This is a genomic window from Lutibacter sp. (assembly GCF_041596795.1).
Taxonomy (GTDB): domain Bacteria; phylum Bacteroidota; class Bacteroidia; order Flavobacteriales; family Flavobacteriaceae; genus Lutibacter.
In genome coordinates, this window is record NZ_JBFHHX010000003.1 from 1 (window position 1) to 19,591 (window position 19,591).

The following is a 19,591-nucleotide window of genomic DNA, read 5'->3' on the forward strand; positions in this document are numbered from 1 at the left end:
GGGATTGGTTCCTTTTTCTGGTTTTCTAACCTTCACCGCTTGACGAGCTAATAATTGTGAAATTTCAGTGGTTGGGTTGTGCATATCACCAGCAATAATTGCATGTTCTGGACAAACGGCTACACAAGCTGGCTCTCTACCAACATCAACTCTGTGCGCACAATAATTACATTTTGCTGCTGTGTTATTATCTGGGTCAATATACAAGGCATCATATGGACACGCTTGCATACAAGATTTACAACCAATACAACGGTTGTTATCAAAATCTACAATTCCATCTTCACGCGTATACAAGGCTTCAACCGGACAAATTTCTACACAAGGTGCATCTGTACAATGGTTGCAACGCATTACTGAAAAAATTCTTCGTGTATCAGGAAACTCACCTTTTTCAACTTGCTTTACATACGTTCTGTTTACACCAATAGCAACATCGTGTTCTGATTTACAAGCAGTTGTACAAGCGTGACAACCTATACATTTTCGGTTATCAATTATAAAACCATACTTCATTTTTAAAATATATTTGGACTTCTATCAAAGTTAGGTTATAAGAATATTAGTTTTGTAACTAACATCACATATTAATTTATTTAGAATGGTTTTAAATAAAATGATTCTTTATTGTATTATAAATCACCTATTTTTGTCAAATCATTTAAAAAAATTATGAAGATTCAAATACTGTTTTTTGGAATTACAACAGATTTAACCGGAGAAAAATCTATGAATTTGGAAATAGCAACCAAAACATCTGTTAAAAATTTAAAAGATGTTTTAGTTGAAAAGTTTAGTGGTTTAAAAAATTTGCATCAATTTGCTATAGCTGTAAATGAAGAATACGCCGATGATGCTTTAATTTTAAATGAAAATGATGTTGTGGCTATTATTCCGCCGGTAAGTGGCGGTTAATTTTTCAAGTATTTTTTATCGATATAAAAAGTGCCAAAAGGAATAATTGACGCTACTAAAACCGTGAAAAATGTTTTTGATTTCCACTCTAATTCATATTTTAATACAATTGCCAAAATAACATAGCCAATAAAAAGTAAGCCATGTGGCATTCCTAATAATTTAACAAAAGAATCTATCCCTGCTAAATATTTAATTGGGGTTGCAATAAATAACAACAATAAATACGACACGCCTTCTAACCAGCTAACTATTCTAAATGTTTTTTTCATGATTTCAATATTTTAGTAGTAGCCGCAAAAATACACTTTTGATTTCTTAACTTTGTAAACGTTATCTTAAAAAATGGAAAATAGATCTTCAATAAAAATTACTTCATCAACTTTAAATCTGCAAGATTGCTACAATTTTGTACAAGATGCTACGTGTGGTGGTATTGCTTTATTTGTTGGCACCGTTAGAAATGCTACGCAAAATAAAGAAGTTACTTTATTAGATTTTAGCGGTTATAAACCTATGGCCATAAAAGAAATGCAAAAAATTGCGAATACTGCTTTGGATAAATTTGAAATTCATAAAATTGCCATTCATCATGCGGTTGGCGAATTAAAAATTGGAGAAATTCCTGTAATTATTGCAGTTTCATCGGCACACAGAAAAGCGGCTTTTGAAGCGTGTGAATTTGCTATTGATACCTTAAAAGAAACTGTTCCTATTTGGAAAAAAGAACATTTTGAAGATGGCGAAGTTTGGGTGAATTCGCACCCTTAAATTATTTCCATTTTTTTCAATAAAAAAGAAGCATTCATATTTTTACAAATTCCATCTTTTAATTGATAGTCAAAGTTTAGTTCGTTGTTTATAATTTCCGCATCAAAATAATAGTTTTTGATTTCTTGCAAATCTTGCGCTATTTCACATAAACTTAAATCGTGCGTTGCAATAATTCCGGTAGAATTTGAAGCTACTAATTTTTCAACAAACTTTTTAGATCCAATTGCCTTATCTGTACTATTGGTTCCTTTCAAAATCTCATCTAAAATGATAAAATAATTAGCTGTTTTTATTTCATCAACAATAAATTTAAGGCGTTTTAATTCTGAAAAGAAATACGATTCATCATCAGCTAATGAATCTGTGGTACGCATACTTGTAATTAATTTTATTGGACTATATTCAAAATTTTTGGCACAAACTGGCAACCCAACATTTGCCATAACAATAGATAAGGAAACGGTTCTTAAAAACGTACTTTTACCAGCCATATTTGCACCGGTAATAATAAAAAACTCTTGATTTTTAATTGTAAAATTATTATCTACTCTTTGTGCTTCCTTTAATAATGTATGCCCTAAATCTGTTGCGTTTATAACAATATTACTAGTGTTAATGGTTGGAAAAACATAATTTGGGTGATTAAATGCAAAATTTGCCAGTGAATTTTGCGCATCAAAAAAAGCAATTACTTGAAACCAACTCTCTACTTTAGATTTATAGGTTTTAATCCACTTTTCTATTTGATAAGCTTGCTGAATATCTCTTAAAAACAAGCCATTTCCAAAAACAGCAATTATTACATTATTTCGCTGATCAAGCGCATCTAACAATTTGGAATATTTTTTAAAAATAACCGAAGCTTTTTCAGTTTCAGATTGTATTTCTTGTTGTTTGCTTTTTAATATTTCAGATGTAAAAGTGGCATCTTCAATTTCTTTCAATAATTTATAATACTGTTTAAAAGTATCTTTGGCATAACCAGTATTTTTATATAATTCATTCACTTTTTTTAAATACAAACCAGAAATTCCTAAACCCGTAAAAAGCCAAAGTAATAGTATTGTTGCAGGAATTAATTGCAACCCAAGTAAAACAATAATTCCAATTGAAATTATTGAAAACACTGCTGGAAAAAAGGAAATAAATTTAGGGAAAACAAAGTTATAATTATGAATCCAATTTACAATTTCAATTGCTGGATGCTCTACTTTTACCAAACTAGCAATTGCAGAAAAATTTTGTCGCCAAGTTGGCTTTTCGCTTAATTCTTTAATTCCTTTTTGTTTGGTTTCAATGCTTGAAATTGAATTAGAAGTTAATTCCGCAACCAATTCTTTTTCGCCCTCAACAGTAATTGTTCTATTGCAATATTGAAAAAAAGAACCTTTCCCAAACAAATCAATATCGTAACTAAACGGATGCTTTGTATTTACAAATTCTCTTCCATCTTTTAAAGACAAATAATCTCTGTTTAATACCTTTAACTCTAAGTTATTAATTTTAATTAAAGCTTTATTTAAATTATATGTATACTGTAAATTAGTATGTTTTAAAATTAAAAAAACAAACAAAGCTATTCCTAAAACTACAACAAAAGTAACTGCAGTATAGTTTCCAAAAAATACATAAACACCTAAAATTATGCTTAAAAAAGTAAAAAACCGTAGCATACTAGAAATGTACAATTTCTTTTTTATTTTAGAAGATGCAACTATTAAAGCACTAAGTTGGTTGTTGTAGAATTCTGTTGGGTTTTGCATTTAATATTTATCAATTCCTTCAAATAAACTAAATACGCATAAATCAGGAAATTTATTTTTAATTTTTTGGGTTACATCGTAACTTGTAATTCCCTTTGTACAAACAATTATATAAGTTTTGTCAAAATTTGGAAAAAACTTTTCAATATCAAATTCTTTGTAAGGAATTTTTTTTTGAACTTGAAATGGAAGACTTATTTGAAGATTATTAATTACACTTATAATTTCTAATTTTTCATCACCAATTTTCTCTTTTAATTTGGATGATGATATTAACAAAGCACTATCTTGGGTTGTACAATGTGCATCTAAATAATTAGAATCTCTAAAAATATTTGAAATTAGTAAAGCTTTATTTTTCTTTAATTTAATTTTTAATTGACTATTGTCCAGCGCGTTATAAATCAATAATTGATTGGTTAATAATTTACCAGTTTTGGTAATTAGTTTTATTACCTCATTTACTTGTAATAGCGCAATTATACCAACAATAGGATTTAAAGTGCCGGCTTCTTCGCAATTAGGAATATCGGTAGCAATTTCCGGAAAAGCATCACGTAAATTAGTTGTATAATCTCCATCTCCATTTAATACATTAAACGTTGCCACATAGCCATCAAACTTGTATAACGAACCATAAACCAGTGGTTTTTTTTGAAGCACACAAGCATCATTTATTAAATATTTAATTTGCAAATTATCCGTTCCATCAACAACCACATCATACTTAGAAATTAATTCTAAAATAGAATTTTTGTTAACCGATTTATTGGTAAACGAAACTTTTGTAAAAGGTGCTCTTTTTTCTATTTCTTTGGCAAGAATTTCTACTTTTGGCTGATGTACATCTTTTACTTTAAAAAAAACCTGACGATGTAAATTTGAAACAGAAACCGTATCAAAATCTACCAAATGTAATTCTCCAATACCACTTGTAGCTAAATAAATTGCAATTGGACTTCCTAATCCACCGCAACCAATTACTAAAACTTTGGCTTTTTGCAGCAATTCTTGTCCGGCTATTCCAATTTCGGTTAGCGTAGTTTGCCTTTGAAAATATGACTCTTTATTAAAGTCCATTATAGGTTTATTAAATTTTTTCCTACCGTATTTAAATAATACTTTTCATCTTTTATTACAAAGTATTTCTTTAACATATTAAGGTACGTAAAATATTGCAAATCGCCAAAACCATAAACAGTATTTTCTTGTTGCCAAAAAAGCAATTTTTTAACTATCTCAGCAGATGTTAATGCTTCAGTAGCAACAATTTTAATTATTTTATTTTCAATTTCATTCAATCCGTTTTCTTGCGGAAATCTTTTTAAATGTTCATTTATTGCCAATTGTAAATACTCAAACTTTGACCATTTTTTAAAGTTGAATTTTTTTAATTTTTCAGCATTATTTTCAACATATAATTTCCAACTTTCATCGGCAAATATTAAGTTGTTTTTACTTATTTTAAGACGGTTTTCATATAATTTTTTGTAATCTTCTGATGTGAAATCAGCTAAGGTTTGCATCCTTTCTTTCCCTTTTACTTTTCCCGGACAAACTAAATGATAGGTTACATCTTTTCTATAATTTTGAAGTAAATACGAACACAATGCAATTAAATTAACTTGACAAAACAAATCAAATTCGAACCACATTACAATTTCATCATACTCCGCTAAATCATCAATTTTTAAAAGTTCTTTTATGGTTTTATCAAAATATTCTAACTTGCTAACTGCAAAGTTTTCTTCAAAAAAAGCATATCTCTTTTTCCAAAATTCATCACTTGCAACAATGGTATCTAATGGACCATCGCACAACATTTCTCGCCAAATTACAACATCGCCTTGTATATTAGATTTTTTAAATATTGGCAAAATTGCATCACCGTTAAGTACATGAACTGTTTTAACCATTAATTTCTTTTTGTGCAGCTTTAAAATCTTCAGGAGTATTAATGTTTCTAATTAAACTATCATCAATTTCAATAATTTCAACATCAGAATTAATTAATACTTTTCGTGGACAAGAATACCCTTGACTCAAATAATTTAATAATAACGGATAACTTTTTGGTTCCCAAATTGTAATTAAAGGTTCTGGAAATTGAGTGTTTTTCCCTTTAATTGTAGTGGCTATTTTTGAAGGATTTCTATGCTTTAACAATAACTGAACAACTTCATCATTTACAAAAGGTAAATCTGTTGCCAACACCAACCACGCAACATCTGGATTTTCCTGAAAAGCAGAACAAATTGCACCAAACGGACCTAACCCAATAAATTTATCGGTAATTTTATTTTCAATTGAAATTTCCTGCTCTTCCCTAACCGAAAGGAATGTTTTTAACTGATGTTTTTCTAACAAATCAATAGTTACATCGCGTTGATTTTTCCCGTAAAATTGCAGCGTTCCTTTGTCTGTTCCCATTCTGGTACTTTTACCACCAGCTAATACCAAGCCTTGAATTGGTGCTATTTTTTGTTTGATTAAATTCTCTATGTGTTTAGAAATTTTATCAATATCATTAATAGAATAACACATTAAATTTTTAATTTGTGGATTGTGCTCCACCAAAAAATCAAAATATTTTGAGTCGTCTGTTAATTTTATAACAAACTGTATATTATTTAACTGGTTTAATCTTTTTAAAACAGAAGCTTCTTTAGTAGAATCTAACACTAAAATCTGCTTTGCACCTTCATAATGATTTCCGTTAATAAACAACAAATCATACTGTGAAAACTGAATCCGTTGGTTAAATTTATTTACATTAGAATTCTTTAAAATATTGGCCGTTCCTTTATGATGAAATGTAAACGTTTCCATAGGATGCGATTCAATTGAATCGTTATGAGAAGCATCAAAATAAGCCAATTTATATGTGTTTAATTGGTGTGAAACCTGCTCAACCAAATTAGAAATTACATCACATTTTGTACCAACAATTGATATCTCGTTAAACCCAAAATTATCATTATCGCGTAATTTCAGTTTTGCGTGTTTTTGATGTTTACCCATTTTTAATATCACTTTTTCCACCTGTTTTTTCCAACAGCTTCACTTCTTTAATTATCATTTTTTGAGAAACCGCTTTACACATATCATACACCGTTAAAGCAGCAATATTTACACCTGTTAGGGCTTCCATTTCAACACCAGTTTTTCCTTCCATAGAAACTGTACAAAGTATTTCAATATGTTCATTGTCTATTATTTCAATAGTAATATCAACGCCATTTATTAACAGCGGATGACACATAGGTATTAAATCAGAAGTTTTTTTAACTGCCTGAATTCCAGCAATTATTGCTGTTTGAAAAACAGGACCTTTTTTGGTTATCAATTCATTATTTTGAAAATGCGCAATAATTTCGGTGCCTAAAAACATTATTGCCTGTGCAATTGCTTTCCTTTTAGTAACTTTTTTATCACCAACATTCACCATTTTTGGTTGGTTTTTTTTGTTGATATGTGAAAAATCACTCATATTTTTACTTCGTTAATTAAATTTTTTATGCAAGGTATAAAGTTAATTGAAAAAAGCTTAATTTCGGTCAAAATTTAAGTAAAATGAGAAAGATTTTAAGTTATGCAATCATTTTTTTAATAGGCGCGTTGGTTGCCTATTTCTACCTTAAAAAAGATCTTTCTGATAGCGAAAAAGAACAAACCCAAATAATATTAAACGAAATAAAAAACGTTCGTAAATTGGTGGTTGTTGAAAGTACGTTTTCTCAAATGTACAATTATGAAAAATCGAAATATTTTTTAATTGAACAATTTTCTTTTGATAAAAAAGTGATTTTAGCGGTGCAAGCCAACATTCAAATTTCATATGATTTATCTAAAATGAAAATTGAAACAGACACCATTAACAAAAAAGTTATTATAAATTACATTCCTAAGGAAGAAGTTTTTATTTCTCCTAAAATTTCATATTTCGATTTTGAACAAAGCACTTTTAATACGTTTACCAAAGAAGAATTAAACAAGGTGCACGCCAGAAGTATTCAAAAAATAAAAGAAGCTTCTGATATTGCTAGTTTAAAAGAAAAAGCACGAATTCAATTAGTTGAAGAATTGAAAAAAATATATAAAATGACGACTCTTTTAGATTGGGAATTTGTTGATCATACTGGCTTAAATATTGACCAAAATACTTTTAAGGATTAATTTATCTATAGTTAATAATAGGGAAAATTTCACCTTTAGCAAAGTTGGTTTTATTAGCTGGCAACTCTAAAAAAGCATCTGCATTTACTAAATTTGCTAAATCTCCAGATCCTTTTCCAGTAATTGGCGTTGCAAATAAACTTCCATTTTCTTGATGTAATTTAACTTGTAAAAAATAGGTTAAACTAGGTTTAAAGTAAAAATCTTCAGCCAAAATTGCTTCACTTTTAGGAAACTCTAAACCAACAGATTTGTAATACCAAGGATAAAAATATTTAACACAACTAACAAACGTTGATATTGGATTTCCGGGAAAAGCAAAAACAGTTTTATGCTGCTTTTTACCAAACCAAAAAGGCTTTCCTGGCCGCTGAGCAACTTGATGAAATAATTTTTCAACTCCTAATTCCGCTAAAACTTCAGGTATAAAATCGAATTTCCCTTTTGAAACTGCACCGCTAAAAAGCAATACATCATACTCAGTTAAAAAAACTTTAATTTTTGAAGTTAACACTTCTTTATCATCTTTAATATGAGCGGTTTCAGCTTTAATATGAAGTTTTTCTAATAGCGAAGCCAGTGCATACACATTACTTCTTCTAATTTGATGTTCTGCCGGAATTTGATTAACATCTACCAGTTCATTTCCAGTAGAAACAATTATAACTTTTGGTTGTTTAGCAACTTTAATTTTGGCTTTTCCAACCGTTGCAAAAACACTAATTTCAGCTGCAGAAATTAAAGTGTCTTTGGGGATTAAAACATCGTGTTGCTTTCTATCCAACCCTTTTAAATGCACATTTTGAAATTCCTTTAAAGTTTCTAATTGTACAGTTGCAACGTTATTTTTTATAGTTAATAGTTCATATTGAATAACAACATCAGTATTTTTTGGCAAAACAGCACCAGTCATTGCTTCTATACAATTTTCAGAATTTTTTAGTGATATTTGCGGACTTCCAGCAGCTTGAATTCCTTCAATTTTAAAAGCGCGAATTCCTTTATTAAAAGCTGTTGATGAAATAGCAATTCCATCCATACTAACTCTGTTAAATGGAGGAAAATCTCTATCTGCAACAATATTTTCCTTTAAAATTCTACCAGAAGAGTGCAAAAAATCAATTTCTTCAATTCCAAAATCTTCCGAATTGTTTAAAACTATTTGAAGCGCTTCTTTAACCGTTGTTAATTCCATTTTAATTACTTTTTATAGCACTAAAAAATGCATTTAATTTTTGTAAATCTAACTTTCCGTTGGTTCTTACTCCGCTACATAAATCCAATCCAAAAGCGCCAACTTGTTCAATTGCATTTTTAGCATTTAAAGGATTTAATCCACCAGCTAAAAACACTGGAACATTCACATTTTCTACAATTTGTTTACTTATTTCCCAGTTATGAACTCGCCCAGTTCCTCCTAATTCTTTAGTTGCTAAATTTGGATTTCCACTGTCTAGTAAAATTATATCAACTTTTGATGAAATTTCCATAGCTTCCTCAATAGATTTTTCATTTAATACATGTAAAACCTGAACAATTTTTACGTTAGGAAGTTCAGCTTTCAATTGCGCATGAGTTCCTTCTGTTAATGCATCAACCAATTGAATAGTAGTTGTTTTTACTTTTGAATAGTGTTTTATAATTTCATCAACTTTAGTTTCACTAGTTAACAAAAAAGTTTCAATATTTTTTGGGACAGAAATTGCAATTTCGGCTATTAATTCGTCTGAAATAATTCCCGGTCCGCTTGGCATATTCCCAACCAAACCTATAGATGAAGCGCCTGCATCAATTGCCAAATTTGCTTCTTGAATACTGCTAATGCAACAAATTTTTATGTGAGTTTTCTTCATTATCCGCCAATTGTAGACATACTTTCAGAAACATCATTTCCTCTATTGGCTTCGGCAATAAATCCGTTTTCTGGTTTATGATGTACAGTTTTTATAAACAATTCTTTTAAATCATCGTCACTTGCTCCATTTCTAATAAAATCGCGCACATTAAAAACGCCACCATCAAACAAGCAGTTTTTAAACATTCCAGTTGCTGTTATTCTAATTCTATTACAATCGTTACAAATGGTTCTTGTAAACGCTGGAATTATTCCAAAAGTTCCTTTATAACTAGGAATTCTATAATTTTTTGAAGTGGAAGATTTTTTTGATATAACCGATTCAACATCGGCATAATTATCTTTAATATGATTAATTATTTTATTGAAATTCCAAACTTCTTGCATTTCTCTTTGCCCTTTCCCATTAAATGGCATTTCTTCAATAAACCGAACTGCAATATCTTTATCTTTGGAAAGTTCTACAAAATCAATAATTTCATTGGTATTAAAACCAGATTGCACTACTACATTCAGTTTTAATTTTAACTTGCTTTTTTCAAGCTTTTCAAAAGTATCAAATACATTTTCAAAAACATCTCTACGTGTAATTTTAGCAAACTTTTCTTTGTGTAAACTATCAATACTTAAATTTATCGCGTTAATGTTTAACTCTTCAAGCTTATCAATATAATTTGAAATTAAAGCACCGTTTGTAGTGATGTTTATTTCATCTAATTTATTGTTAAAGGATAATGATTCTAAAAAATTTATAAAGTCTTTTCTTACAAATGGTTCCCCTCCCGTTAATCTCACTTTATTTACACCTAATTCAGAAAGCACACGTGTTATTCTGTACATTTCTTTATAGGAAAGTAGTTCTTTTCTATCAACAATATCAATTCCTTGAGCAGGCATACAATATTGGCAACGCAAATTACAACGATCTGTAACCGCTAAACGTAAATACGAAATTTTTCTACCAAATTTATCCCTTAACTCCATTAATTAAGTATAATTTTATTTCTTCCTAAACTTATAATTTCATCTTTTTCCATTTTTTTTAAAACTCTGGAAATAGCTTCTCTCGATACTTTTAAATCGCGCGCAATGTCAAAATGTTTTCTATTTATAGTATTATCATTATAAACAACACTAGCTTGTTCTAAATATTTCAACAATCTAAATTCTAAATTTTCAAAAGCAATATCATTAATTTTCTCTATTAAGAAAGATGTTTGCTTATAATTTAATTGAAAATAATAAGATCGCCACGAATTATATTTTACAAACCACGAATTTACGGTTTTTACAGGAACGGTTATGTAAGAAATAGTACTTTCGGCTTTCAGCCTAATGTCGCTAATTTTATTTTGTAAAGCGTAGGTAATTGCTAAAGCGCTTGTTTGCTGTGTAGTTAAATAATGTAAAAAAATTCCATTTCCTTTTCCATCACGTCGCATTACTTTTACTACCCCAGAAACTATGAATGGAATAAATTCAATTTCTCGTCGTATTTCTAATATAATTTTATCGGGATCTGCTTTTTTTAAAATGCCATAATTACAAATTTCTTGCCTTAAATTATCTTCAAATATAGTAGAGAAATTTTGAGCAACAATTTCGTTAATTTTCATCAAAAATAAATTTAATGTGGTAGCTTATCTTTTAGCAATCCATACAAAAAGGCTCCTAAAGTTGCTCCAAATATAACCACTAAAATAGAAACCACTCCTCTACCAACTAATACAAACATTGGTCCTGGACAAGCACCAGCTAATGCCCAACCTAAACCAAACAATATTCCTCCCAATAAATTTCTATACAATCCCACTTTTTTAGGAGTGATATGAATATCATTTCCTTCAAATGTTTTTACCATTTTTTTTCTGAATAAAAACATACTTATCATTCCTAAAACAACCGCCGAACCAATAATTCCATACATGTGAAACGATTGAAATTTAAACATTTCGTAAATTCTATACCACGAAATTATTTCAGCTTTGCTCATTACTATTCCAAAAAGAATACCTACTAAAAAAAATTTAATGAATTTCATGCCGTTCCTTTTTAAAATAATAGTGGTAAAATAAACCAAGTCATTACTAAACCTCCAATAAAAAATCCGATGACTGAAATTAAAGAAGGTAACTCTAAATTACTTAATCCAACAATTGCGTGCCCAGAAGTACAGCCACCTGCCCAACGAGCACCAAAGCCAACCATAATACCAGCAATTATTAAAATTAAAAAGCCTTTTAACGACAGCATTGTATCTATGCTAAAAATTTCATCGGGTAAATAAGAAGCGCCTGCATTTTGAATTCCAATATCGGCTAAATCTTGTACAGTTTGTGGATTTAAAGCTACCACATCATTTGGAGTAAGCCAATAATAAGATATAAATCCTCCAACAATGGCTCCCGCAACAAAAATTAAATTCCAAGCATTTTCTTTCCAGTCTATTTTAAAGTAATCAACAAATTTTCCTGCGCCGCCAATAGAACAAAGAGTCTCTAAATTTGATGAAACTCCAAAACGTTCACCAAAATAATACAATAAAAACATGACAATTGCAATAACCGGACCTGCGACGTACCAAGCCCAAGGTTGAGTAATAAATTCCATAATTTATTTAATTAGTTAGTTTTATAAAAGTATTCTATAAATTATGCTGTTGTGTAACTTATGTTACATAGGTTAAAACTCAAGTATTTCAATTTTATTTCTATTCAGCTTAATTTTACCTTCATTTTCAAGTTGTTTTAACAATCTTGAAATTACAACACGTGATGTATGCATATCATAAGCAATGTCTTGATGTGTTGTATTTAATGAAGTTTCGCGCATTATCTGCGCTTTATCTTTCAAGTATTTATACAAACGCTCATCCATACGCATAAACGCCAACGTATCTATAGTTTCCATCATTTCGTTTAAGCGAATATTGTAACTGTCAATAACAAAATTTCTCCATGATTTATACTTCACTAACCATTCATCCAGTTTTTCTTTTGGAAGAAATATAATTTCAGATTCTTTTTCAGCAATGGCTCTTATCCCACATTTTCCATTAGAAATTGCACTTGCAAAAGAACTAGCACATGTATCTCCACGTTCTAAAAAGTACAACAAAATTTCTTCTCCTTTTTTATCTTCTCGTACAATTTTAATAGCTCCATCTAATAATAGCGGAACTCCTTTCATTTTATCACCTAAATCAACTAATAATTCGTTTTCACGTAATTTTTTATAAACACCAATTTGCTCAATTTCATCTAATAATTCCTTTTCAAAAACAAACGAATAGTAGTTGTCTAATTTTTCTCTTATCATTTTAAATAATTTAAAATTTTATTAGTAGCTCCAGTTTTATTTTCAACATATGCTTGAGCTTTTTTTCCTGCTTTCTGTCTTATGCCATTTGGCAATAAAAATTCGTTTAAAAGTACGGATAATTTTTGAGAATTATCTACTACAAAACAAGCTTCGTTTTTAACTAATTCTACCGCTTCATTAAATTTATAATAATTTGGCCCAATTACAATTGGAACACCAAAAGTTGCAGGCTCTAAAACATTATGAACCCCAGATTTTGTATAACCTCCTCCAACGTAGGCAACATCCGCATAACTGTAAATTTTAGTTAAAATACCAACTGTATCAATAATAAAAACCTGAAAATCTTTTAGGTTTCCAACTTCCTTTTCGGAAAATAAAACAACTTTTTTTGAAATTGATTTTTTTAAATTTAAAATAGCCTGTTGATTAATATTATGTGGTGCTATAATAAATTTTTCATTTTCTGAAGCTGTATTGTTGATATAATCTACCAATATATCTTCATCTTCTTTCCAAGTACTTCCGGCAACCAATGTATACTTGTTATTCTTAAACTCTTCAATAAATCTTAATTGATTGTTTTGTTTGGTAATTTCAAAAACACGGTCAAAACGCGTATCTCCACTTACCGTAACATTACTAAAATTAATAGATTTTAAAAGCATTTCAGACTTTTGATCCTGTACAAAAAAATGAGAAAATGATTGTAACGACTTTCGCATCCAACTTCCATACCATTTAAAAAAAGATTGATTTTCTCTAAAAATTCCAGAAACTAGAATTGTTTTTATAGCTCGCTTTTTTAGTTCGTTTAAATAATTTGGCCAAAATTCATATTTCACAAAAATGGCAATTTCCGGACGCACAATGTCTAAGAATTTTTGAGCATTATAAATTGTATCTAAAGGTAAATAACAAACAACATCTACTCCTTCATAATTTTTTCGAACCTCATAACCAGATGGTGAAAAAAAAGTAAGAACTATTTTTTTTGACGGATGTTCTATTTTTAGTTTTTCAATAATTGGCCTTCCTTGCTCAAATTCACCCAAAGAAGCACAATGAACCCAGATAACATTATCCGTTGCAGAAATGGTTGCATCTAGCTTTGAAAATGTACCTTTTCTTCCATCAATAAAAAGTTTTATTTTTTTACTGAAAAGCGCAATAAATTTAAGCGCTAGACTTACTTTATAAACCAGTATATTATATAATATGTACATACGTTTCAAAGTTACAAAATATGAGCATAAAAAAACTCCTAAACTTAAAAAGTAAAGGAGTTTTAAATCAATAAAAATCTATGTATTAAACCTCAAAAGGCTCAATAGAAACATAAGACTTGTTGTCTTTTCTTTTTTGGAATTTAACCAAACCATCCACTTTTGCGTGTAATGTATGATCTTTTCCCATATATACGTTCTCACCAGGGTGGTGTTGAGTTCCTCTTTGACGGATTAAAATGTTTCCTGCAATTGCAGCTTGTCCACCAAATATTTTTACTCCTAGTCGTTTCGATTCTGATTCTCTACCGTTCTTCGAACTACCTACTCCTTTTTTATGTGCCATGATGTTATGGTTTTAAAATTGTAAATATTAGTTAGTTAATGCTTCAATTAATTCAGCTTTCTTTAAAGTAGTGTATCCTGAAATACCTTTATCTTTAGCTAACTCTTTTAACTCAGCAACAGTCATTGAACTTAAATCTTCAGATGGAGCTGCTGCAACTTCCTTAGCTTTAGGTTCAGCTTTTTTTGCTGGTGCTTTTTTTACTGCGCCACTTGCTGCAATACTTTCAATTTGGATTTCAGTAAAAGATTGTCTGTGACCATTTTTTACTTTGTATCCTTTTCTACGTTTCTTTTTGAAAACGATAACTTTATCACCTTTTAAGTGACCTAAGATTTTTGCCGTTACTTCGGCTCCTTCTATAGCTGGGGCGCCAACTGTTACATTTCCACCATTTTCTAAAAGAAGAACTTTATCAAAAGAAACTTGAGCTCCTTCTTCTTCTTGTAAGCGGTGAACGTAAACCTTTTGGTCTTTTGCTACTTTAAACTGCTGCCCTGCTATCTCTACAATTGCATACATAAGCTTTATTTTATATTCGCTTTATTAATTAATTAATTTCACCTTTCTCTTAAGGCGGGTGCAAATATAATTCTTTTTTCTTTTTTAGCAAAACTTTCTTATAAGAATACTCTCTGCAATAGCTTATTAGGATTTTCAATCTTAAATTTCAGTTAATTTTTTGCAGAACATCAAAAAAATCAAAAATCTTTAATAAATTTGAGTTTATGGATTTTGCTATGAATATTACCCATACCCTTTTTTTATCTTTAACAAGAACTGTAACAAGTTTAACATATTGGCGACCTATTAGCCATACTCAATTTAATTTAACCTATTAACAACTATGAGAAAAATTTATCTAGTAAGTTTTTTAACACTACTTATCAGTGCAAGCATTTTTGCACAAAAAGTAGAATTTGAAGAATACGATTTAAGCAACGGTTTGCATGTAATTTTACATCAAGACAATTCAGCACCAGTAGTAACTACTTCTGTAATGTACCATGTTGGTGCAAAAGACGAGGTGCAAGGAAGAACTGGATTTGCACACTTTTTTGAGCATTTATTATTTGAAGGAACTAAAAACATTCCAAAGGGAGAGTTTTTTAAAATAGTTTCTGCAAATGGAGGAAGAAACAATGCAAACACTACACAAGACAGAACCTATTATTATGAAACCTTTCCATCTAACAATTTAGAATTAGGATTATGGTTAGAGTCTGAGCGCATGTTACACCCTGTAATTAATCAAGATGGTGTAGATACTCAAAATGAAGTAGTAAAAGAAGAAAAAAGAGCCAGAATTGACAATGCTCCTTATGGCAAAATAATTTACAGAACAGGAATTAATAAACATATTTTTAGCAAACATCCTTATAAAAACTCTGTAATTGGTAGTATGGAGGATTTAGATGCTGCTCAATTAGACGAGTTTTTAGCATTTCATAAAAAATTCTATGCACCAAATAACGCAGTGCTAGTTGTTGCAGGAGATTTTGAAACAGCTGATGCTAAAAAAATGATACAAGATTATTTTGGCGACATTCCAAAAGGTGACGTTGTAGAAAGAGTAAATATTAAAGAAGATGCTGTTATAGCTAAAACCGTAACTGAAACCGACTCTAATATCCAAATCCCTATTAAATTATTTATTTTTAGAACTCCATCAAGCAAAGATAAAGATGCATATGCTTTAGATATGGTATCATCTATTTTAACAAGTGGTAAAAGTTCTAGAATGTATAAAAAACTAGTTGAAGAGAAAAAAGCATTACAAGTTTTAGCTTTTAACGATTCTCAAGAAGATTACGGAACCTATATTATGGGCGCTTTACCAATGGGAGAAACTTCTTTAGATGATTTAGCAACTGAAATGAACAATGAAATTGTAAAACTTCAAACTGAATTAATTTCTGAAAAAGAATATCAAAAACTTCAAAATCAATTTGAAAACAACTTTGTAAACTCAAATTCTGGCGTTGAAAATATTGCTAGCACTTTAGCTACTAACTACATGTTAAAAGGAAATGCTCATTTAATAAATGATGAATTAAGTATTTATCGTTCAATTACCAGAGAAGACATTAAACGTGTTGCTAACGAATTGTTAAATGCAAACAATCGCGTTGAAATGGATTACCTAAAAGCTAAAAGTGAATAATTAAAAGATGAAAAAACAAATGAGAACAAAAATAACAACACTAATTGCATTGTTTCTTCTTTCTTTAGGAGTGAACGCACAAATAGATAGAACTAAACAACCAGTTGCTGGGCCAGCACCTAAAATTAATTTAGGAAAACCACAAACTTTTGAACTTAAAAATGGTTTAAAAGTATTGGTTGTAGAAAATCATAAATTACCAAAAGTTACTGCAAGTTTAATTTTAGATAACGGACCTATTTTTGAAGGTGATAAGGCAGGATTAACAAGTATTGTTGGCGGAATGATGGGTAACGGAACTACAAAAATTGCTAAAGATGCTTTTGTAGAAGAAATAGACTTTTTAGGAGCTTCATTAAATATTGGTAGTCAAAGTGCAAACTTTAACACATTATCTAAATATTTTCCAAGAATATTAGAATTAACTGCAGAAGCGGTTATAAATCCTTTATTTACTCAAGAAGAATTTGAAAAACAACAAGCACAATTAATTGAAGGAATAAAATCTGGAGAAAATAGTGTTGGTGAAATTGCTGATAGAGTTGAAAACGCATTAGTTTACGGCAAAAACCACGCTTATGGAGAATTTGCAACAGAAACAACCGCAAAAAATGTAACTATTGATGATGTTAAAAATTTCTATACTACTTATTTTAAACCAACAAATGGCTACTTAGTAATAATTGGTGATGTTAATTTTAAAGATGTTAAAAAATTAGTTACTGCCCATTTTAGCAAATGGGGAAAAGGAACTATTCCGGTAAAAGCAATTCCTGAAGTTAAAAATGTTGCTACAACTGAAATTAATTTTATAAATATGCCAAATGCTGTTCAATCTAGCATTGCTGTTATAAATGCTGTTGATTTAAAAATGAGCAATCCAGATTATTTTCCATTATTATTAGCCAACAAAATTTTTGGTGGTGGTGGAGAAGGTCGTCTTTTCTTAAACCTACGTGAAGACAAAGGATATACATACGGCGCTTATTCAAGTATAGGAAATGACGAAAGAACTTCTTCTACCTTTAAATCATCAGCAACTGTTAGAAATATGGTTACGGATAGTTCTGTAGTTGAATTTATAAAAGAAATTAAAACTTTTAGAGACACAAAAGTATCTGAAGAAGAACTTAAAAATGCAAAAGCTGCCTATATTGGAAACTTTGTTATGGCTTTAGAAAGAACTTCAACTGCTGCTTCTTATGCTTTAAACATTGCAACTAAAAACTTACCTGCAGATTTTTACGAAACGTATTTACAAAAAATAAATGCTGTTACTGTTGATGATGTGCAACGTGTGGCTCAAAAATATTTTAGCGCAGACAATGCAAGAATTGTAATTGTTGGTAAAGCCCTAGATGTGTTACCTAACTTAGAAAAATTACCATACAAAATCAATTATTTTGATAAAGAAGCCAATGCAACTTCTAAACCAGAAATGACAAAACCACTTCCTGCAGGAGTAACTAAAACTTCTGTAATTGACAATTACTTTAACGCAATTGGAGGTGCAGATAAAATAAAAAACTTAAAAAGCACCTTTGTAACCTATGAAGCATCGGCAATGGGAAGCACTATTTTATCAACTGAAAAAAGAACTGCAACTCATTATTCAAATTCAACTAGTATGGGCGGAAATGTTTTAGCTAAAGTTGTTATGACCAAAGATGGTGTTACTATGAACAAACAACCATTACCAGCACCAATGGCAAGTGAAATGACAAGTACATTAGGTACTTTTTTAGAAATGGGATTGTTAACTAATGAAAATTCTATTTTAACAGGAATAGAACCTGTAGACGGAAAAGATGCTTATGTAATTTCAACCAAAGGAGAAATTGTTTCTACTGCTATTTATTTTGATGTTGCAACTGGATTAAAAGTTAAAGAAGCACAAACAGTTTCAATGGGAGGACAAACCCAAAGCCAAGAAGCTACTTTTTCTGATTATAAAGAGTTTAATGGCGTTAAATTTCCAGCAATTAAAAGTGGAAGTTTAGGACCACAAACAGTAGAATTTAAATTAATTGATGCAAAAGTAAACGAAGGTGTTTCTGATGCCGATTTTCAATAATATTTTTTTGTTTAAATACCGAAGAACGGCTCAAGAAATTGAGTCGTTTTTTTTTATTTAGATTTATTTACTAAATATACGCCAAACACTATTATAAACCCTGCCAATATTTGAACAAAAGATATTTTTTCACCATCTAAAACACCCCATAATATAGCAACAATAGGAATTAAATAGGTTACAGAAGAAGAATATACAGGGGTAGATATTTTAATTAAATGATTGTACAATATTTTAGCCAATCCAGTTCCAAATACCGATAAAATTGTGATATATAGTAATGACATTTTTCCAGTATCATTTAACTCATAAGACGAAAAAATTCCAGTTATATATAAAACTATTAACGCTGGGATAATTAAAATTACAAAATTTCCTACTGCAATACTAAACGCATCCAAATCATTTAAATGCTTTTTTATAATATTTAAATTAAAAGCATAGCAAATAGTAGCTATTAAAACCAATCCTGAATATTCGTATTCTTGGTTCGGATTTATTGCTGCACCTTTTAAAATAAGAATAATTGTTCCTACCAACCCAATTAGCACACCAAACAACTGCCCTTTTCTAAAACTGAACCCAAAGAGTAACGCTCCAAAAATTAGCGTATTTAACGGAGTTAATGAATTTAAAATAGAAGCTATAGAGCTATCTATATGTTTTACGGCAAAAGCAAATAAGAAAACAGGAATAAAGCTTCCAATAGTGCCATTTAAAAACAAGTAATACCATTGTCTTCTTTTTATTTTAAAAACCCTTTTAAAACCAATTAAAATAAGAAATACAGCCGTAATTACAATTCGCAATGCGCCAACTTGTATTGGAGACAAACTTATCAATGCTTTTTTCATTAATATAAACGAGCTTCCCCAAACTAGTGAAAGTATAAATAAATAAAGCCATTTTTGATTTTGTTGTTCCATTAAAAAATAAAAAAACAAAAATCGTATAATTATTCTAAATTGATTGCGTTA

23 protein-coding genes are annotated in these 19,591 nt (G+C 29.7%); 5 read left to right on the top strand and 18 right to left on the bottom strand.

Going from position 1 to position 19,591, the window contains the following annotated elements:
- A partial coding sequence (locus tag ABY298_RS00660) for a 4Fe-4S dicluster domain-containing protein (protein WP_372744049.1) occupies positions 1 to 516 on the bottom strand: 516 nt, incomplete at its 3' end.
- Between the two features lie 156 nt (positions 517 to 672).
- Between ABY298_RS00660 and moaD the strand changes: the two genes are divergently transcribed.
- Positions 673 to 915 (top strand): molybdopterin converting factor subunit 1, encoded by a 243-nt coding sequence (gene moaD / locus ABY298_RS00665; RefSeq protein ID WP_372744050.1) that lies wholly within the window; start codon positions 673 to 675, stop codon positions 913 to 915.
- Here moaD and ABY298_RS00670 read toward each other — a convergent pair.
- Entirely contained in the window at positions 912 to 1,187 is a 276-nt protein-coding gene (locus ABY298_RS00670) for a DUF3817 domain-containing protein (protein ID WP_372744051.1), read from the bottom strand. The genes moaD and ABY298_RS00670 overlap by 4 nt on opposite strands.
- 73 nt (positions 1,188 to 1,260) lie before the next feature.
- Here ABY298_RS00670 and ABY298_RS00675 point away from each other — a divergent pair, with 73 nt between their 5' ends.
- A complete protein-coding gene (locus ABY298_RS00675) occupies positions 1,261 to 1,686 on the top strand; it encodes a molybdenum cofactor biosynthesis protein MoaE (RefSeq protein ID WP_372744052.1) in 426 nt (141 codons plus the stop codon).
- On the opposite strand, the gene ABY298_RS00680 is transcribed toward ABY298_RS00675, so the two are convergent.
- The 5 genes from ABY298_RS00680 to moaC are packed head-to-tail and all read right to left on the bottom strand — an operon-like array spanning position 1,683 to position 6,942.
- Positions 1,683 to 3,452: a DNA mismatch repair protein MutS gene (locus ABY298_RS00680; protein ID WP_372744053.1), complete on the bottom strand. Its 1,770-nt coding sequence runs from the start codon at positions 3,450 to 3,452 to the stop codon at positions 1,683 to 1,685. The two genes, ABY298_RS00675 and ABY298_RS00680, sit on opposite strands and share 4 nt — an antisense overlap.
- Complete coding sequence (locus ABY298_RS00685; RefSeq protein ID WP_372744054.1) at positions 3,453 to 4,532, bottom strand: ThiF family adenylyltransferase; 1,080 nt, start codon at positions 4,530 to 4,532, stop codon at positions 3,453 to 3,455. It lies immediately after the preceding gene.
- Positions 4,532 to 5,368 (bottom strand): DUF1835 domain-containing protein, encoded by an 837-nt coding sequence (locus tag ABY298_RS00690; RefSeq protein WP_372744055.1) that lies wholly within the window; start codon positions 5,366 to 5,368, stop codon positions 4,532 to 4,534. Before ABY298_RS00690 ends, ABY298_RS00685 begins: the two co-directional genes overlap by 1 nt.
- Positions 5,361 to 6,473: an NTP transferase domain-containing protein gene (locus tag ABY298_RS00695; RefSeq protein WP_372744056.1), complete on the bottom strand. Its 1,113-nt coding sequence runs from the start codon at positions 6,471 to 6,473 to the stop codon at positions 5,361 to 5,363. Before ABY298_RS00695 ends, ABY298_RS00690 begins: the two co-directional genes overlap by 8 nt.
- A complete protein-coding gene (moaC, locus tag ABY298_RS00700) occupies positions 6,466 to 6,942 on the bottom strand; it encodes a cyclic pyranopterin monophosphate synthase MoaC (protein WP_372744057.1) in 477 nt (158 codons plus the stop codon). The genes ABY298_RS00695 and moaC overlap by 8 nt, the downstream gene beginning before the upstream one ends.
- A gap of 83 nt (positions 6,943 to 7,025) precedes the next feature.
- On the opposite strand from moaC, the gene ABY298_RS00705 reads away from it, so the two are divergent.
- Positions 7,026 to 7,628: a DUF4230 domain-containing protein gene (locus ABY298_RS00705; RefSeq protein WP_372744058.1), complete on the top strand. Its 603-nt coding sequence runs from the start codon at positions 7,026 to 7,028 to the stop codon at positions 7,626 to 7,628.
- A gap of 1 nt (position 7,629) precedes the next feature.
- Here ABY298_RS00705 and ABY298_RS00710 read toward each other — a convergent pair whose 3' ends face one another.
- The 10 genes from ABY298_RS00710 to rplU all read right to left on the bottom strand — a co-directional run bounded on the left by ABY298_RS00710 (position 7,630) and on the right by rplU (position 14,898).
- Positions 7,630 to 8,823 (bottom strand): molybdopterin molybdotransferase MoeA, encoded by a 1,194-nt coding sequence (locus ABY298_RS00710; protein WP_372744059.1) that lies wholly within the window; start codon positions 8,821 to 8,823, stop codon positions 7,630 to 7,632.
- Position 8,824: 1 nt separating this feature from the next.
- Positions 8,825 to 9,481 carry a phosphoribosylanthranilate isomerase gene (locus ABY298_RS00715; RefSeq protein ID WP_372744060.1) on the bottom strand — a complete coding sequence of 219 codons (657 nt, stop codon included), beginning with the start codon at positions 9,479 to 9,481 and terminating at the stop codon, positions 8,825 to 8,827.
- On the bottom strand, positions 9,481 to 10,467 hold the full coding sequence (gene moaA / locus ABY298_RS00720; RefSeq protein ID WP_372744061.1) for a GTP 3',8-cyclase MoaA: 987 nt from the start codon (positions 10,465 to 10,467) through the stop codon (positions 9,481 to 9,483). Before moaA ends, ABY298_RS00715 begins: the two co-directional genes overlap by 1 nt.
- Positions 10,467 to 11,099, bottom strand: a complete 633-nt coding sequence (locus ABY298_RS00725; protein WP_372744062.1) for a Crp/Fnr family transcriptional regulator — start codon at positions 11,097 to 11,099, stop codon at positions 10,467 to 10,469. Before ABY298_RS00725 ends, moaA begins: the two co-directional genes overlap by 1 nt.
- An 11-nt stretch (positions 11,100 to 11,110) precedes the next feature.
- Positions 11,111 to 11,524 (bottom strand): DUF6691 family protein, encoded by a 414-nt coding sequence (locus ABY298_RS00730; RefSeq protein WP_372744063.1) that lies wholly within the window; start codon positions 11,522 to 11,524, stop codon positions 11,111 to 11,113.
- Between the two features lie 11 nt (positions 11,525 to 11,535).
- A complete protein-coding gene (locus ABY298_RS00735) occupies positions 11,536 to 12,093 on the bottom strand; it encodes a YeeE/YedE family protein (RefSeq protein ID WP_372744064.1) in 558 nt (185 codons plus the stop codon).
- A gap of 72 nt (positions 12,094 to 12,165) precedes the next feature.
- Positions 12,166 to 12,801, bottom strand: a complete 636-nt coding sequence (locus ABY298_RS00740; protein ID WP_372744065.1) for a Crp/Fnr family transcriptional regulator — start codon at positions 12,799 to 12,801, stop codon at positions 12,166 to 12,168.
- Positions 12,798 to 14,030 (bottom strand): 3-deoxy-D-manno-octulosonic acid transferase, encoded by a 1,233-nt coding sequence (locus tag ABY298_RS00745; RefSeq protein WP_372744066.1) that lies wholly within the window; start codon positions 14,028 to 14,030, stop codon positions 12,798 to 12,800. Before ABY298_RS00745 ends, ABY298_RS00740 begins: the two co-directional genes overlap by 4 nt.
- 85 nt (positions 14,031 to 14,115) lie before the next feature.
- The gene (gene rpmA, locus ABY298_RS00750; protein WP_372744067.1) at positions 14,116 to 14,376 is read right to left on the bottom strand and encodes a 50S ribosomal protein L27; all 261 of its coding nucleotides are present in this window, start codon (positions 14,374 to 14,376) and stop codon (positions 14,116 to 14,118) included.
- A gap of 27 nt (positions 14,377 to 14,403) precedes the next feature.
- Complete coding sequence (gene rplU / locus ABY298_RS00755; RefSeq protein WP_372744068.1) at positions 14,404 to 14,898, bottom strand: 50S ribosomal protein L21; 495 nt, start codon at positions 14,896 to 14,898, stop codon at positions 14,404 to 14,406.
- 325 nt (positions 14,899 to 15,223) lie between these two features.
- Between rplU and ABY298_RS00760 the strand changes: the two genes are divergently transcribed.
- Both ABY298_RS00760 and ABY298_RS00765 read left to right on the top strand, forming a co-directional pair.
- The gene (locus tag ABY298_RS00760) at positions 15,224 to 16,540 is read left to right on the top strand and encodes a M16 family metallopeptidase (protein ID WP_372744069.1); all 1,317 of its coding nucleotides are present in this window, start codon (positions 15,224 to 15,226) and stop codon (positions 16,538 to 16,540) included.
- 7 nt (positions 16,541 to 16,547) lie between these two features.
- The gene (locus ABY298_RS00765; protein WP_372744070.1) at positions 16,548 to 18,614 is read left to right on the top strand and encodes a M16 family metallopeptidase; all 2,067 of its coding nucleotides are present in this window, start codon (positions 16,548 to 16,550) and stop codon (positions 18,612 to 18,614) included.
- A 53-nt stretch (positions 18,615 to 18,667) separates the two neighbouring features.
- Here ABY298_RS00765 and ABY298_RS00770 read toward each other — a convergent pair whose 3' ends face one another.
- Entirely contained in the window at positions 18,668 to 19,540 is an 873-nt protein-coding gene (locus tag ABY298_RS00770; protein ID WP_372744071.1) for a DMT family transporter, read from the bottom strand.
- Positions 19,541 to 19,591: the final 51 nt, after the last annotated feature.

What these genes read in the sequence shown, in the direction of transcription:
- ABY298_RS00705 (WP_372744058.1), top strand. Translation starts at nt 7,026, where the DNA reads ATGAGAAAGATTTTAAGTTATGCAATCATTTTTTTAATAGGCGCGTTG.
- ABY298_RS00735 (WP_372744064.1), bottom strand. Translation starts at nt 12,093, where the DNA reads ATGGAATTTATTACTCAACCTTGGGCTTGGTACGTCGCAGGTCCGGTT.
- ABY298_RS00670 (WP_372744051.1), bottom strand. Translation starts at nt 1,187, where the DNA reads ATGAAAAAAACATTTAGAATAGTTAGCTGGTTAGAAGGCGTGTCGTAT.
- ABY298_RS00715 (WP_372744060.1), bottom strand. Translation starts at nt 9,481, where the DNA reads ATGAAGAAAACTCACATAAAAATTTGTTGCATTAGCAGTATTCAAGAA.
- ABY298_RS00745 (WP_372744066.1), bottom strand. Translation starts at nt 14,030, where the DNA reads ATGTACATATTATATAATATACTGGTTTATAAAGTAAGTCTAGCGCTT.
- ABY298_RS00760 (WP_372744069.1), top strand. Translation starts at nt 15,224, where the DNA reads ATGAGAAAAATTTATCTAGTAAGTTTTTTAACACTACTTATCAGTGCA.
- ABY298_RS00770 (WP_372744071.1), bottom strand. Translation starts at nt 19,540, where the DNA reads ATGGAACAACAAAATCAAAAATGGCTTTATTTATTTATACTTTCACTA.
- ABY298_RS00765 (WP_372744070.1), top strand. Translation starts at nt 16,548, where the DNA reads ATGAAAAAACAAATGAGAACAAAAATAACAACACTAATTGCATTGTTT.
- ABY298_RS00730 (WP_372744063.1), bottom strand. Translation starts at nt 11,524, where the DNA reads ATGAAATTCATTAAATTTTTTTTAGTAGGTATTCTTTTTGGAATAGTA.
- ABY298_RS00690 (WP_372744055.1), bottom strand. Translation starts at nt 5,368, where the DNA reads ATGGTTAAAACAGTTCATGTACTTAACGGTGATGCAATTTTGCCAATA.
- moaD (WP_372744050.1), top strand. Translation starts at nt 673, where the DNA reads ATGAAGATTCAAATACTGTTTTTTGGAATTACAACAGATTTAACCGGA.
- ABY298_RS00675 (WP_372744052.1), top strand. Translation starts at nt 1,261, where the DNA reads ATGGAAAATAGATCTTCAATAAAAATTACTTCATCAACTTTAAATCTG.
- ABY298_RS00680 (WP_372744053.1), bottom strand. Translation starts at nt 3,452, where the DNA reads ATGCAAAACCCAACAGAATTCTACAACAACCAACTTAGTGCTTTAATA.
- ABY298_RS00710 (WP_372744059.1), bottom strand. Translation starts at nt 8,823, where the DNA reads ATGGAATTAACAACGGTTAAAGAAGCGCTTCAAATAGTTTTAAACAAT.
- moaC (WP_372744057.1), bottom strand. Translation starts at nt 6,942, where the DNA reads ATGAGTGATTTTTCACATATCAACAAAAAAAACCAACCAAAAATGGTG.
- ABY298_RS00695 (WP_372744056.1), bottom strand. Translation starts at nt 6,473, where the DNA reads ATGGGTAAACATCAAAAACACGCAAAACTGAAATTACGCGATAATGAT.
- ABY298_RS00685 (WP_372744054.1), bottom strand. Translation starts at nt 4,532, where the DNA reads ATGGACTTTAATAAAGAGTCATATTTTCAAAGGCAAACTACGCTAACC.
- rplU (WP_372744068.1), bottom strand. Translation starts at nt 14,898, where the DNA reads ATGTATGCAATTGTAGAGATAGCAGGGCAGCAGTTTAAAGTAGCAAAA.
- rpmA (WP_372744067.1), bottom strand. Translation starts at nt 14,376, where the DNA reads ATGGCACATAAAAAAGGAGTAGGTAGTTCGAAGAACGGTAGAGAATCA.
- ABY298_RS00725 (WP_372744062.1), bottom strand. Translation starts at nt 11,099, where the DNA reads ATGAAAATTAACGAAATTGTTGCTCAAAATTTCTCTACTATATTTGAA.
- ABY298_RS00740 (WP_372744065.1), bottom strand. Translation starts at nt 12,801, where the DNA reads ATGATAAGAGAAAAATTAGACAACTACTATTCGTTTGTTTTTGAAAAG.
- moaA (WP_372744061.1), bottom strand. Translation starts at nt 10,467, where the DNA reads ATGGAGTTAAGGGATAAATTTGGTAGAAAAATTTCGTATTTACGTTTA.